Consider the following 13,336-nt stretch of genomic DNA (forward strand, 5'->3'; position numbering starts at 1 on the left):
CTTCAAACTTGGGGGGCTAGGGAAGGCAGTTCATACCATCATTCAGAAACGCCTGTAGATCGTAGAAAATGCGATCGCGAAAGCAATGTTAGTCATGACAAAAGCAGTGTTTGCCACGACAAAAGCAGTGTTTGCCACGACAAAAGCAATGTTTGCCACGACAAAAGCAGTGTTAGTCACGACAAAAGCAATGTTAGTCACGACAAAAGCAATGTTAGTCACGACAAAAGCAATGTTAGTCATGCGTGAGGCATTTCTGAACAGAACTGGGTTTCGGGCATTGCTGAATCACAAGATGAATTGCCCCCAATGACGGAGGGAAACCCACAGTTCAAAGTCCCCCAGAATGGGGGATTTAGGGGGCGAAAAGATTGACACTCCTCACAGATTCATCCTTCAATCAGCAACGCCGGGTTTCGTCCTTTAACAACGCGCCACTTTCTAAAGTTGAATCGTGATTTTGTTGCTCAACTCCTCCACATAAATCAGGGCTGGATCATCCATCACAATGTCAAATCGGGTGAACGATCTCTGCAATCGATAAATAGGCAAAACACGAATCAACTGATATTCAGTCATCAAATCACTACAGCCATCCCACTTGAGATAGGCGAGTTGATTAGAGACAATTTCGCTCAATTGAGACACAAACTCGTCAATGCAATCTTCAATGTCAGGAAGAATTCCAGAAGCCACGATCAAAAACCGCTCTTGCAAATCCAAAGTGATCTGGACTCGATAACGCCGACCTGTCGAGAGATGCAACTCAACCGTGAACGCTACCGAGCCAGGAAAAATTAGCCTAACTCCCATATTGATTTGTTCTCCCTGGATTAGTGCAAAGAGAACTGGGGAGCGATGCCTGTCAAACAGCTTGGGGTCTGATTCCAACCTTTCAGAACCCCACAGCAAAGCTGACGGTGTACAATCATGAACGCCTCCTGAGTTAGTAGTCTTAACTTGGGATGGAAGACCTCGAAGGCTGATTTGCCGATCAGTTCTTCGGGGCACAACTCCATCACTGCGATGTATCCTACAAGAGATTTCGCTTTTTTTGAATCCTAAAAACTTAACATTTGCAGAGGTGCTGCTCCTGCCTCTAACGATATCAAGACTTCGCGAACTGAGTTGAGCAGGTTTTTGGGTAGCGACTTCAGCAGTAGGGCACCCAGAGAGTCGCACCATTGACGGATTCAATCCTTTAGCGAGTTACTGGGCAGTGAATATAAAGACTTCTTGAAGCAATAGGATTATTTTCCGATCCCAGAGATAGTATTCTGGGGCAAGCGTAGTTCTGCCTAAATTCCCGATTCAGGGTGTTATACAGAACTTTGTCTGCCCTAACCGCAGATTTGAGGAGTTAAGCTGATCGACATTTAGATTGATAGCCCGCTTCTTCATCGTAAAAGGGTTGCAGAGTTAGTTTGTGCAAGTTGAAAGTCGATTAGCTTATCCGAAAGTTTTTCAGCCTAATCGTCCTTTGGGAGGGTTAGCCAGACAATTTTCAGCCTAATCACCCAAATCAGGGAGGTTAGATAGATCAGATCAGTCTAAACATAAGTTAGGTGGCTTGAATCATTGGTGTTGTCGGTGCTTAGAACTTATCTGTTGGATTCATTAAACTTAAGAAGTTGAGTAAGCCCATTCTCAAATGGCTTTGAAGCTATGGCATTTGAATTAGATCATCTCTTTATCTGGACTGACATCGGCGCTTACGAAGCTGAGCGTCTAGTATCATTCGGTTTGGTGGAGGGAAGCTCTAATACGCATCTTGGACAGGGCACAACCAATCGCCGTTTCTTTTTTCATAACGCAATGTTGGAGTTATTATGGGTTCACGATCCAGAAGAGGCGCAGTCTGAGCTAATTCGTCCCACTCGGCTATGGGAGCGATGGACGCATCGGAACGATGGTGCCTGTCCATTTGGGATTTGCCTTCGTCCGGTCATAGGTTCTGGTGACACAGTTGCATTTTCCAGTTGGGCATATCACCCACCTTATTTGCCTAAAACAATGAGTATTGAGGTGGGAAAGAATAGTGATGTGTTGACTGAGCCGTGGCTGTTTCAGGCTCCATTTGGTCAACGTCCAGATCAATATCCTGTTGAGAAGTCACAACCTCTAGATCATGGTATTGGTTTACGCGAAATTACTCGTGTAGAGTTAGTCAGTCCTGCTGCGAATCATTTGTCACCCGAACTTCAAGCAGTGGTTAATACCAATCAGATCAGGTTACGGGTAGGAGTAGACTACTGTGTAGAGCTTGGGTTTGATGGAGAAGTGCAGGGACAGCAGGTAGATTTTCGATCTGGATTGCCGCTGGTGATGAGTTGGTAACGTAAACTCGCCACCTAACAAGTCGCTGCACCGGAACGATGAAGTTTGTTGGTTGCGTTCGAGAAGCGGTCTGCGTCCGGTGAGCTTGGTCGTTAGACATCTTGCAGAAATGGTAACTCTGCTATATAGCTATACAGAGATAAGTGAGCTATTATGTCCAACCTATGTCCCAAGTGCCAAACTACACAAACAATTGAACACAATGGCGGTCAGTGGTGTTCAAATTGTGGCAAGTTTGTAGTTCCTCCCACAGTTCGTCATCCTCCCACTTCTTACCTTAAGCAGAAGAAAGAAGCTTCACGACCGATTTTGCTGACTTGCTCTAGTTGTGGCAGCAATTCTCAGTATGAGAACGATTCTCACAGGAACTCGCTTTTTTTAAGAATTCAGGTACCTGAAACCGCATTCTCTCGTTAGCGATCTGCATCTGGAAACCCAGTTTTTAGTACGGGTGTTTCAAACTGAGAATTGCTGTAGTTGTGGACTCAAAGGCGACATGAGTAACGCATTATACGATGATGGAGAATGGACGTGTTGGGCTTGCATTGAAAGAATCTCTTATTCTTAATGAAGGTTAAGATGAGAGTGAAACGTTGAAATGACTCTAATGAAACTCGATCGTATTACGAGCAATCCAAACCGGATGAATGGGCAACCCTGCATCCGCAACCTTCGCCTTACGGTTCGTCGGGTGATTGAGCTACTGGCAACTTATCCTGATCGAGCAGAATTACATCAAGAGTTTCCAGAACTGGAGGACGAAGATATCCGGCAAGCCCTAATTTTCGCCTCTTCTTACTTGGACGATCGCATCATTGAGCTTTCTAATCGTTATGAAACTGTTGCTTGATCAGGGATTGCCACTCTCTGCGGCAGCGTTATTACGGGATGCAGACATCGACACGATTCATGTGGGTGAAATCGGGATGTCTGAGGCTGAAGATGCAGACATTATCCAGCGAGCTAGAGACGAGGAGCGTGTCGTTGTTACTCTTGATGCAGATTTTCATGCACTGCTAGCGCTTGATGTAGCAACTACCCCTTCAGTCATTCGGATTCGGATTGAAAGGTTACGCGCCCAAGCACTCACAGCCCTTTTACTGACAGTCATTTCTGAGTGTGGAGAGGATTTAGAGCAAGGATCAGCGATTACAGTTGAGCCGAGCCGTATTCGTATTCGCCGTTTGCCGTTGGTGTCAGATGTCTAACAATCCGCTTGCACACCGACCGTATCAAGTCTTTTCGTTGAGTTCGAGAGGTTGTTCGCGGCGGGTGAAGCGGAACGTTATGCCGCCAGCCCGAAGGTCATTCAACCCGGTTTTTGAGGGTTGTCGTTCACCCGAACATCAACGGTATTGAGAACGAGTTGGTGAACGCGAAAGTCAACGTGATTGATCACGATCGCGCGGACTTATCGGTGAGGACTTTGGCAGAGATTCTCCGTTGAGGTTGGGAGGTGACGGGTCGCATCGGATTTGAATACGTCCGCGATCGCCGAGTTCTTCGTCTTTCAAGAGTTGGGCTGGCGAAGTGGGGGAGTGATCGGTTGAGACGAGCCACGCATAACAACCCGATTGGAGCGGACTGTTTCTAGATCCGGGTGAGGATACAAAAATCGGCGTTGCTGAACAAAGGGATGAATCAAGTGAGTACGGGTATTGACCAATACTTTAGGTAATGGAGGAGCAATCGCAGCGAATGCTTTAGCATTTCGACCGACTTGGAGTAACACAAGGTCTTGCGATGCAATCGAGCTAAGTAGTGACGTAATCGGGTATTCTCGCCTTCGACTCTCGTCATATACGTCTTGCTCACAAGGTGGTCGCCTTCCTCAATAAAACCGGGATAAACCTTCCAGCCATCGGTGACATAGAAGTAGCAATGCCAGCAACAGACAATCTGCCACAAGGGTTTGAACGTCTCTGCGCTGTGATCTCCCACCACCCAAGCGAGAATGCCCGCCCGGAAATGGTTCACGGCTGTCCAGATCCAAATTTTGTTTTTTTTGACCCGACAAAGGTTTCTAGTTCGTCGAGTTCTCCCACCTCTGGAATCTCCGACTCCTGTGGGGCATCCGGCAGTTGCTGTCCGAGTTGCTTGACCCAATAAATCACCGTTGTGTGATGCACGCCAGTACAGCGCTCAATCGCGCGAAATCCCATGCCGTTGACGTAACGCATCAAGCAGTCCTGCTTGGTTTCCTCGCTGTAGCCTTTGGGTGGGTCATAGCCTTCAATAAATTGGCGACCGCAGGCGCGACAGATATGATTTTGCTTGCCTCGTCGTTTCCCGTTCTGGCGAACCTCAGTAGACCCACAGTATCGACACTGCATAGTACAACACCCTCATTCATCCCTCCATTATGCAACGCCCAAAAATCATTTACAGCCGCTCAATCGGAACGTTGGGCAGCCTCTCACGGTGAGCGCAAAGATGCAGGTTTCTCTCGTTCAACTCGTTGGTTCGAGAGTTTCGCGTTTGGTTTGCTTCGTTGTGAGTGGGTGCGTCGATCGCGTTGTTGCCAGGGTTTTTCGTGATGTGGCGCGAAGCGTTTCTCGCGGAGTGCGAACTAGCTCCCCAACCCGTCGCCGGACTGTTGATAGATTTCTCGTCTACCGTTTCGAGTCAATCTACAGCCGTTGAGCTTCACGTTATGCCGCGAGGATAGCGCCCGTGATGTGAAAACAAGAAAATTTTTCTAGACATATTCCCATGAAGACTTTTATGCAATCTGTAGCCGGACTCGTGATAGGGACGGGGTTTGCTTTAGTGGTTATGGGTATAAGGAGTGGATACTTTCAGGTAGCGATTTCTGGAAGTGCAATGATGCTTTCAGGAGCGTTCGTGTGGGCAGTCGCTTACGTGAAGGATTAACTAAGAAGAACGAATCAGAGCCTAGCCCTGACCACAACTAAGAAGGGATTGAAAGCTGTACAATCTCTCCATGTATGACGATACCTGCCGATTTCTTGCTGAACACTTCTCAGCCGACTTTGCCAGTTGGCTGCTGGGAGAGCCTGTCACGATGACAGAGCTTCAACCCTCTGAACTTTCCCTTGACCCGATTCGCGCCGATGCTCTGATTCTGCTGGAGTCGGACGAATCCATTTTGCATATCGAGTTTCAAACCCTGCCTAAAAATACGATTCCGCTCCGTGTTCTGGATTACCGAGTGCGAATGTACCGCAAAGATCCAACCAAACCGATGCAGCAGGTTGTGATTTACCTAAAGCAGACTGCTTCTGAGTTGGTCTATCAAACGAGCTTTACGATGGAACGGACACGCCACGAGTTTGATGTCATCCGGTTGTGGGAGCAACCTGCTTCACTCTTTCTGCAATATCCTGGTTTGATTCCCTTTGCGGTTCTAGGGCAAACTGCGGATGCAGAGGAAACGCTGCGCCAAGCGGCTCAAAGGGTAGATCAGATTGCAGACCCCACGACAAAAGCGAATCTGATGGCAGCATCAGGAATCTTAGCTGGGTTAAAATTAGAGCAAGAAGTGATTTATCGTCTATTGCGGAGGGACATCATGCAAGAATCCACTGTTTATCGTTCAATCCTGGCAGAGGGGAAAGCAGAGACACAACGGGAGATTGCTATGAATCTTCTAAAAGCGGGTATTGCCATTAACATTATTGCTTCTACGACAGGATTATTGATCGAAGAAGTGCAACAACTTCAACAACAACTGAACGACTCTGCACAAAGCTGAAGTTGATCGATGTTCGGGAAGTTGATCGTGAAGACACGGCATAATCGGGTCGCCGGAGGGTTTTCCCCTCCAGCTCCCACAGCACCCCGCATGCGGCTCCGCACGGGGCGCTTCCTCAAAGAGGTTTAGACGGTTTGAATCCGAAGAATCAATGTCCAGGGGTGGTTACGCAATTAAGCGCCGACAGTTTAGCTCCCCCATCCGGGTTCATCGCCACGTCGAGCTTTACGGCTCCTCCCTGCTCTCTGAAGTTCAGCCCAACACCGGAGTCCCACCCATTACGATGAGCCTTTGGCTACTATGGCATCTGCTGACTTCTGCTCAATCACCCCGTTACCACCAGACGTGCTACCTGAGCTTCCGTAGGGTTCTGTGGCTACCTCACCGTTTCCAGCTAGACCTCAATCAGACTCCCGTAGACACTCAGACCGCCGCTTGAGCAGATCTCCCCAGATAAGAGCGTGAACTGTCCCGCCGCAACCGTGTCATTTACTGTGTCCCCTGAACCAAAAGGCTTTGTGATGTTGTGCTCACAAAGCCACAGGGATCTCAGCCTTCTAGGACATTTCTGTTCGTCGGCTCGCAGGTTTGCCGCTGGCTTCCTTCAGACCCTTCCTCGCGGAAACGCCCTTGCCTTAAGCTAGTCGTTGTCGTCACTCGGATCTATAGAAGTGATCATTTGGACGTTGGTTCTCCGACAGGGGACTTTCACCCCATTAGTTCACGCCCATGCTGGGCGTACACAACACAGTGGAGCGGACGGTAGAGAGTCTTCGCACTTCGTTTTAGTTCTCTCGCCGCCGCTCACTTTAGACGTTATGCGGATAATAATGAAAACAGACCAGAATAAATTGGGGTGCTATGGTAGCTCGGTAACAACGGAGGTTTCAATGCGTGGTCTTGAAAGCTGGGGATTTATGTGTCTTATCGGTTGTCCGTTGTTCGTCGCGCTGTCGTTGACAGTTTTGACAGGCGGATGGGCAATTGCTGGGAATATCATTGCAGTCGTACTGGGTATTCTGTCCGGCGGTCTTTATGCAGCATCGGCTCGCCAACGGTGACAATCCAACGACTAAGCAGCACTCGTGATCGCGCTGCATAACAATGCCCATGAACCCCACCGTTGAGAGCTGATCGGTAGGCTATGATAGCTATTAGCGGCGGGTTATGGGCAACGTTATCTCGCTCATATCCTGCGTGGTGATAGTTGTTGAAAACTCATCTGTTTGTGGTTAGGTTTAGGTAGGATGTGAGCGATCATAGAGGTAGCCTAATTGCAATGAAGTCTGAAGTTATCACTGCGACGATCGCTGCAACAATCGCAGCGATTAGTACGATCGTTAGTATCTACAGTCAAACTCGCGTTGCAGAATTAACAGACCGTCTGGCTAAACAACGAGGATCAGCTTTTGGACTTAGGTGATTTGGAAATGAACTGTTGCTTGAGTGAATGACTTTTCAATCTCAATCAAGCATTCGGAGGAAGTTACAAGCAATTTGAGAGCAATTTTCAACTCTTTACTGGAGAACAGCGAACAATCGGTGAAATTATGATGGTTTCCCGCTTGAACAATGAGGTCGTTGAATTTGAATGTATTGGCTATGCAACGTTTGTAAAGAAGATGAGCAATCCGGAGTTCGCGAGTTGGTTCACAAATGGGATGCACCCAAGATGTCTAATGAACTGAGTGGACTCCTTGAACAGTTCGATCGCTGTTGACTGCCAGCGAATCGCACCGTATGAAAATTGTGATTCATCGGAGCTTTGAAGTACAATTTCTAAGGAAAATAGTTTCGCAGTCTAAAGATCGCGACTGTTGGGGCAATTAACTTGCAAAATCATCATGTCAGAAACACTAAATTCCCACCTGGAACCCCTCAAAATTGTGTTAGTAGAAGATGATCCAGTCATGCAGATGGGGTTGGTGCAATTTCTGTCATCACACTCGGCAATTAAGATCGTTGGAAAAGCGGCTGATGGATATGCTGCGATCGCCATCGTCAGTCAACTCCAGCCAGATTTGGTGATTATGGATGTAGGATTACCACAGCTTGATGGGATTGAAGCAACGCAGCAACTTAAAATAAAGTTGCCAAATGTCCGCATTTTGATGCTGACCTCCCATGCAGAAGAGACTGAGATTATTGCCGCATTATCCTGTGGGGCTGATGGTTATTGTATTAAAGGCACAAGTTTGCAGCAGCTTTTGAATGCGATCGCCGTTGTACAAGAAGGAGCCATTTACCTCGATCCGCAGATCGCTCGAATCGTGATTGCCCAGTTACAGCCCCCGCGATTGGCTTCGCCAAGCTCCGTAGGATCGCAAACCCCCAAAGTTGAACTGTCTCCCCGTGAATTAGAAATTTTGAAATTATTGGTGGAAGGGAAGACGAATCCAGAAATTGCAGCAATCCTGTATCTTAGCTTGAGTACGGTAAAGTCACATATTCGCAACATTATGAATAAATTAACCGTAGACGATCGTGTTCAAGCTGCTGTGGCTGCACTACGATCAGGATTGGTTTAGAGAAGATGAGATCGGTAACGTTAACCAAAAACAACTCCCCGCATTGGGTTGGCTGAATACGCCGATTTCGCCCTGATGTGCTGTGATAATCTGTTGGCATAAATACAGCCCCAATCCCAATCCAGGCATCCGTTTAGCTTTCGCGCCCCTAGTATAGAGCCGAAATAGATCAGGTAATTGCGTAGCAGGAATGCCAATCCCATTATCTTGCACCATACAGCGAATCCACTGCCTGTTTTGCCGTTGGACTAATGCGGCACTGATCTCAACTTGAGTCCCGTTAGGATTATGTTTCAGCACATTAGAAAGTAAGTTGCTAAACACCTGCCAAATTTGAATCTTGTCAGCATTGACCATTGGCAAATTGGGATTGATGTAATTTGCCACCGTAACGTCATGCTGCTTGAGAATCATAGCTAAATCTTCAACGACATCATTGACTAAAGAAGATAAATCAAGAGGTTGACAATGCAATACTAAACCTCCTGCCTCTACTGATTGCACTTCTAGTAGTGAGTCAATCAATTCGATTTGCCGCTCAGTCCCTGCTAACAAAGCTTCTAAAATACGGCGATCAAGGCTAATTTGTCGATCGGGCTGGATCAATAAGCCTTGTAAGGTCACGGAAATGCCCAAAGCTGGGTTCTTTAAATCATGGGAGATTGCACGAATTGCCCCACGTAATTGTCTTTGAAGTTCAAACTCTGATCGTTTTAATTTTTCATACAAATACACGCTTAAAATGCAAATCAACCCGATCCAACTAAAGCCAATTAAATTTGGAATAAAACTGTAATCATAAAATTCACGCTGACCGATTTTGGTTAATCCCAGGAGGCGATACAGAAAGAGGTAATGAAAGATGGGTAACAATTGGGTGAGCAAGTGCAACCGCCAGTGAACCGGAATTAATACTGCTACCGCTAAGAAAAAATAAGGCTGAGGGACTGATGGAATACCCAAAAACGTCCCGACAATCATGTCACTCCAAGTAAGGCTTGAAGAAATCAAGCAAAAAATGATCGTTGGCTGTCGCTTGCCCCAGTGGCTCTGCAACAGTCTCCAGCAAATCAAGAGCAACCCAAAAGTTACACCTAAATTGATGAACACCTGCATTCTTAATTTTGATACGACACTCGCATCACCCAGCCAACGCAAACCATCCTGAGTAAACTGTGTGCCATTCTCCAGGATTGCCCAGAACATTCCCAAAGTCGAAAGGATAATGACGGGAAAAGCAATGTTAAGGGTGATTTGCAGTCGATCGCGCAAAAACTGCCGCCGCCAAGCCTGATATTCCGCTGATCCGAGCGGTGGATGGAAGAGCAGGTATAAACCGCGATACAAGGATTTAAGACCAAACAGCATGACTTACGTTAGATTCTGTATCTCCATTTAATGCTGATTTTATCCAATCGCGAAATTGACCGATCGGTCAGACCTGTCAGTCGATGGATAACAAACAAGGACTGATTAGAGTGAGTGCTGTAAACCCGACTTCCTTTGAAGGACTCACTCACATGGATTCGATATCATCGACCCACCGCCCACTGACTGCAACTGTCAACCCTGATTCACTCCGAGCCGATCGGGGTTCGCTCTTCGGACTGGCAGACAACGATACCCGGCGCAGTGCGTCGCGCCAAGCCAATGTGCTATCCGGGAATGAAGGGAACGGTACCCTGAGTGGTGGTCGCCAGGATGATGTGATCAATGGCGGTGCAGGGAGCGATCAACTCTGCGGCAACAAGGGAAACGACTTCCTCAATGGGGGCGCAGGCTTTGATACTCTCAAGGGTGGCAAAGGCAATGACACGCTGGTCGATTACTATGGAGGCGATTCTCTAACGGGCGGCAAAGGCAAAGATATCTTTGGGGTGGGTGGCACATTGTCCAAAGTTGCCAGCATGATCACTGATTTCAAAATTGGCGAGGATCAACTCAAAGTTTTGCGGCTTGGATCTACGTTTGAGAATTTGACTTTTAAGGACAACAACTGTGGAACGATCGTGTTTGATGCAGGTCAAGCGATCGCGGAACTCCAGGGTGTGAAGGCTTCCGGGTTGAAAGCTGATAGCTTTATCTTTAGTCCAGCTAAACCTGTAAACACTCAGTTTGATGCTCAATACAACCAACTGTCAGCACTATTGGGAGCATACTCCGATCCTGATACTCGACAATTGGCAGAGCAAGTCGCTGATCAAGTAGGCTATGTGGTCGATCGGGTGTTTGAAGACCCGGCCAATGACTTTACCGCTGTGGGTTTTCGCGCCAAAGACGGCAGTAAGCCACCCGTTCTCGTTTTGCCCGGTGGCAATCCCGGTGACCCTACCAGTGTCGGCAACCCAGAATTTACCGCCAATGGGAAGGCGCTCCGGAATTGGTTAGTCGCGATCGCGGGCGATTCACAAAAAAATCCTCAAGGGTTCAAACCCGATGTGACAGGAGCCAGTCGGGGCGGCGCAATCACTCAATTGGTCGCGAGTGCATTTCCCACCTTAATTGGTTCGGGGGTTTCGTTCAAGTCGCCTGGAGTCAATGCTGGAGCGGCGGATGACTTTCTTAGCAATGGCGGTGATCCGAGTCAGATCCGGCACTATATCACCTCTGGGGATTCTGTCAGTCTTTCCGGCGAAGCGTTTATTCCCGGCACCGTCACGCTGGCAACTTATAAAACACCGGGTTTTCTCGATCCAAGTCTGTCCGCAGAACAGAAACTACAGCAATTAGGAGAAGATTTTACTCGGAAACATCAGTCCGGCATTCTGGCGGATTTCAGCAGTTTACTGCCCGATACAAGTAATCCGATCATTGCTGCCGCACGAGCACTCACAGACAAGCCAGCGGGTCTAACCCTATCGCCGATTTCGGTCGATGATTTTAACCGACCCGATTTTACCTACCAAGATGAAGATTGGCTGCTGAGTCAAAAACAAGTGCAAACACAAACCAACAATCCCAACTTGCGCTTCTTTCAAACCCGTGCAGGGACAGAAGAACTCAGAAAAAACTATGGTGCGGGTGATGTCCCATCTTCCGTAGAACTCCAGAAAAGACAACTTGGTGGTCCAGGTAATGTCCTGAATCTGATCTACCCAACCATTGCCGGGCTTAAGCCCATTTCGATCGAGCAGATTAATCAACCGACAGCGGGAAATGATGTGATCTTCGGCACCACTCGCGATGACCAGATTAGCGGTCTCGCCGGGGATGACTATATGCGCGGCGGTGACGGCAATGACACTCTCTTTGGCAATGCAGGAGATGATGTGCTAATTGGCAATAGTGGCAACGATATTCTCAGTGGTGGAGCCGGGTTCAATATTCTGACCGGGGGTGAGGGACGTGACCGCTTTGTTTTTGATACTGTCTTTGTTTCTGCGACTAAAGTTGGCGATCGCGTTTCTCGCATTAACGACTTTACGCCGGGTGAAGACAAGATTGGTTTGAGCAAAACGATTTTTACGGGACTTCCGCACAATCTGGCCAGTGTCTTTGGCACCGTTACCAATGAGGCCGAGGCAGCAGTGAGCCAAGCCTTGCTGGTCTACAACAAGAGCAATGGCAGTTTGACGTATAACGCCAATGGTGCGACAGCGGGATTCGGGGATACTGGGGGGCAAATTGCCTTCGTCTTTGGTCAACCGACATTGACCGATCGCGACTTCAAATTAGTCTAGGGTTGCAACCCCAAAAAACGACAAAGAATGAAGCCTAATCAATTCCAATTCTTTAAAAGGACATACTCCATGAAAAGCATTCTCAACACCCTAACCAAAATGAACAACGCGATTGGTTTGGCAACCCTCTGTGGTGCGATCGCTTCGACTGCAATATTGGCAGGTTCCGCTTCGGCGGCTCCCGTCAAAGACATGGATAAAGCCTACGTCTGCGTTGGTCTTTCCGGTAGCGTCATCACTGAAATTGACCCTAGAATGACTGATGAATTATTGCTCCTACTCAAAGCCCCTAAGTCCAATGTGCGAATGAAGGCGGCAAATGTATTGGGCAGTATCGATAAAATTGACCCTAGAATGACTGATGAATTATTGCTCCTAGTCAAAGGCCCTGACTCCAGCGTGCGGATGATTGCGGCACGGGCATTGGGCCGTATCGGTGAAAGTAGCCCTAGAGTGATTGATGAATTATTGCGCCTACTCAAAGGCCCTGACTCCAGCGTGCGGATGATTGCGGCACGGGCATTGGGCTGTATCGGTAAAAGTAACCCTATGGTGATTGATGAATTATTACTCCAACTCAAAGACCCTAACTCCAGCGTGCGGATGAGTGTGGCACAGGCATTGGGCCGTATCGGTGAAAGTAACCCTAGAGTGATTGATGAATTATTGCGCCTACTCAAAGACCCTGACTCCGATGTGCGTATGATTGCAGCACAGGCATTGGGCGGTATCAGTAAAAGTAACCCTATGGTGGTTGATGAATTATTAAAATGGATGAAACAACCCTAGTTCTATGTTTAGTTTAGACAAGGTGTATTTAATGGGTATGAGCGCATCAGATCTAGAGAGCTATTTAGAAAGGCTTTTCGATGAAAATACTACTCAGATCATTGAGAGTATGCCTCTGGAAGTTACCATATTGTGTCTGTGTGGATTATTTTTATACTCCCTAGCATTTGGCTATAAGGTTGGTCGCAACTATAAGCGTTAGCAAGAAGTCATAATCCGAGTTTAGCCATATCGGCGTTGCATAATAGAGGGATGAATGAGGGTGTTGTACTATGCAGTGTCGATAC

At 47.6% G+C, this 13,336-nt stretch carries 14 protein-coding genes; 10 read left to right on the plus strand and 4 right to left on the minus strand.

Features of this window, described 5'->3' with window-relative positions; all coding sequences use genetic code 11:
- Nucleotides 1–42 precede the first annotated feature (42 nt).
- Together ACKFKH_RS16120 and ACKFKH_RS16125 are read right to left on the minus strand one after the other, a co-directional pair.
- A complete protein-coding gene (locus ACKFKH_RS16120) occupies nt 43–243 on the minus strand; it encodes a hypothetical protein (RefSeq protein WP_446859337.1) in 201 nt (66 codons plus the stop codon).
- A 198-nt stretch (nt 244–441) separates the two neighbouring features.
- Nucleotides 442–813: a hypothetical protein gene (locus ACKFKH_RS16125; protein WP_446859338.1), complete on the minus strand. Its 372-nt coding sequence runs from the start codon at nt 811–813 to the stop codon at nt 442–444.
- Between the two features lie 852 nt (nt 814–1,665).
- Here ACKFKH_RS16125 and ACKFKH_RS16130 point away from each other — a divergent pair.
- The 3 genes from ACKFKH_RS16130 (at nt 1,666) to ACKFKH_RS16140 (ending at nt 3,545) form a co-directional block, all read left to right on the plus strand.
- Nucleotides 1,666–2,337 carry a hypothetical protein gene (locus ACKFKH_RS16130; protein ID WP_446859339.1) on the plus strand — a complete coding sequence of 224 codons (672 nt, stop codon included), beginning with the start codon at nt 1,666–1,668 and terminating at the stop codon, nt 2,335–2,337.
- A 598-nt stretch (nt 2,338–2,935) separates the two neighbouring features.
- The gene (locus tag ACKFKH_RS16135; protein WP_446859340.1) at nt 2,936–3,187 is read left to right on the plus strand and encodes a DUF433 domain-containing protein; all 252 of its coding nucleotides are present in this window, start codon (nt 2,936–2,938) and stop codon (nt 3,185–3,187) included.
- The gene (locus ACKFKH_RS16140) at nt 3,171–3,545 is read left to right on the plus strand and encodes a DUF5615 family PIN-like protein (RefSeq protein ID WP_446859341.1); all 375 of its coding nucleotides are present in this window, start codon (nt 3,171–3,173) and stop codon (nt 3,543–3,545) included. The genes ACKFKH_RS16135 and ACKFKH_RS16140 overlap by 17 nt, the downstream gene beginning before the upstream one ends.
- Before the next feature lie 433 nt (nt 3,546–3,978).
- Here the strand turns inward: ACKFKH_RS16140 and ACKFKH_RS16145 are convergent.
- Nucleotides 3,979–4,670, minus strand: a protein-coding gene (locus ACKFKH_RS16145; protein WP_446857380.1) for an IS1 family transposase whose coding sequence is annotated in 2 segments (ribosomal slippage) — nt 3,979–4,346 and nt 4,346–4,670 — 693 coding nt in all. Because the reading frame shifts where the segments join, the coding sequence is not laid out codon by codon here.
- Between the two features lie 164 nt (nt 4,671–4,834).
- Between ACKFKH_RS16145 and ACKFKH_RS16150 the strand changes: the two genes are divergently transcribed.
- The 5 genes from ACKFKH_RS16150 to ACKFKH_RS16170 all read left to right on the plus strand — a co-directional run bounded on the left by ACKFKH_RS16150 (nt 4,835) and on the right by ACKFKH_RS16170 (nt 8,580).
- Entirely contained in the window at nt 4,835–5,005 is a 171-nt protein-coding gene (locus ACKFKH_RS16150) for a hypothetical protein (RefSeq protein WP_446859342.1), read from the plus strand.
- Nucleotides 5,006–5,281: 276 nt separating this feature from the next.
- On the plus strand, nt 5,282–6,052 hold the full coding sequence (locus ACKFKH_RS16155; protein WP_446859343.1) for an Rpn family recombination-promoting nuclease/putative transposase: 771 nt from the start codon (nt 5,282–5,284) through the stop codon (nt 6,050–6,052).
- Between the two features lie 151 nt (nt 6,053–6,203).
- Nucleotides 6,204–6,491: a hypothetical protein gene (locus ACKFKH_RS16160; protein WP_446859344.1), complete on the plus strand. Its 288-nt coding sequence runs from the start codon at nt 6,204–6,206 to the stop codon at nt 6,489–6,491.
- A gap of 840 nt (nt 6,492–7,331) precedes the next feature.
- Nucleotides 7,332–7,475, plus strand: coding sequence for a hypothetical protein (locus tag ACKFKH_RS16165; protein ID WP_446859345.1), 144 nt, complete (start codon nt 7,332–7,334; stop codon nt 7,473–7,475).
- A 421-nt stretch (nt 7,476–7,896) separates the two neighbouring features.
- Nucleotides 7,897–8,580 carry a response regulator gene (locus tag ACKFKH_RS16170; protein ID WP_446859346.1) on the plus strand — a complete coding sequence of 228 codons (684 nt, stop codon included), beginning with the start codon at nt 7,897–7,899 and terminating at the stop codon, nt 8,578–8,580.
- Here the strand turns inward: ACKFKH_RS16170 and ACKFKH_RS16175 are convergent.
- Nucleotides 8,566–9,948 carry a sensor histidine kinase gene (locus ACKFKH_RS16175; RefSeq protein ID WP_446859347.1) on the minus strand — a complete coding sequence of 461 codons (1,383 nt, stop codon included), beginning with the start codon at nt 9,946–9,948 and terminating at the stop codon, nt 8,566–8,568. The two genes, ACKFKH_RS16170 and ACKFKH_RS16175, sit on opposite strands and share 15 nt — an antisense overlap.
- A 152-nt stretch (nt 9,949–10,100) precedes the next feature.
- On the opposite strand from ACKFKH_RS16175, the gene ACKFKH_RS16180 reads away from it, so the two are divergent.
- Nucleotides 10,101–12,260, plus strand: coding sequence for a calcium-binding protein (locus ACKFKH_RS16180; RefSeq protein ID WP_446859348.1), 2,160 nt, complete (start codon nt 10,101–10,103; stop codon nt 12,258–12,260).
- A 69-nt stretch (nt 12,261–12,329) separates the two neighbouring features.
- Entirely contained in the window at nt 12,330–13,049 is a 720-nt protein-coding gene (locus ACKFKH_RS16185) for a HEAT repeat domain-containing protein (protein WP_446859349.1), read from the plus strand.
- Nucleotides 13,050–13,336: the final 287 nt, after the last annotated feature.

The sequence above is a fragment of the Phormidesmis sp. 146-20 genome (assembly GCF_052939475.1).

What these genes read in the sequence shown, in the direction of transcription:
- ACKFKH_RS16130 (WP_446859339.1), top strand. Translation starts at nt 1,666, where the DNA reads ATGGCATTTGAATTAGATCATCTCTTTATCTGGACTGACATCGGCGCT.
- ACKFKH_RS16135 (WP_446859340.1), top strand. Translation starts at nt 2,936, where the DNA reads ATGACTCTAATGAAACTCGATCGTATTACGAGCAATCCAAACCGGATG.
- ACKFKH_RS16165 (WP_446859345.1), top strand. Translation starts at nt 7,332, where the DNA reads ATGAAGTCTGAAGTTATCACTGCGACGATCGCTGCAACAATCGCAGCG.
- ACKFKH_RS16140 (WP_446859341.1), top strand. Translation starts at nt 3,171, where the DNA reads ATGAAACTGTTGCTTGATCAGGGATTGCCACTCTCTGCGGCAGCGTTA.
- ACKFKH_RS16170 (WP_446859346.1), top strand. Translation starts at nt 7,897, where the DNA reads ATGTCAGAAACACTAAATTCCCACCTGGAACCCCTCAAAATTGTGTTA.
- ACKFKH_RS16185 (WP_446859349.1), top strand. Translation starts at nt 12,330, where the DNA reads ATGAAAAGCATTCTCAACACCCTAACCAAAATGAACAACGCGATTGGT.
- ACKFKH_RS16125 (WP_446859338.1), bottom strand. Translation starts at nt 813, where the DNA reads ATGGGAGTTAGGCTAATTTTTCCTGGCTCGGTAGCGTTCACGGTTGAG.
- ACKFKH_RS16155 (WP_446859343.1), top strand. Translation starts at nt 5,282, where the DNA reads ATGTATGACGATACCTGCCGATTTCTTGCTGAACACTTCTCAGCCGAC.
- ACKFKH_RS16180 (WP_446859348.1), top strand. Translation starts at nt 10,101, where the DNA reads ATGGATTCGATATCATCGACCCACCGCCCACTGACTGCAACTGTCAAC.
- ACKFKH_RS16160 (WP_446859344.1), top strand. Translation starts at nt 6,204, where the DNA reads ATGTCCAGGGGTGGTTACGCAATTAAGCGCCGACAGTTTAGCTCCCCC.
- ACKFKH_RS16120 (WP_446859337.1), bottom strand. Translation starts at nt 243, where the DNA reads ATGACTAACATTGCTTTTGTCGTGACTAACATTGCTTTTGTCGTGACT.
- ACKFKH_RS16175 (WP_446859347.1), bottom strand. Translation starts at nt 9,948, where the DNA reads ATGCTGTTTGGTCTTAAATCCTTGTATCGCGGTTTATACCTGCTCTTC.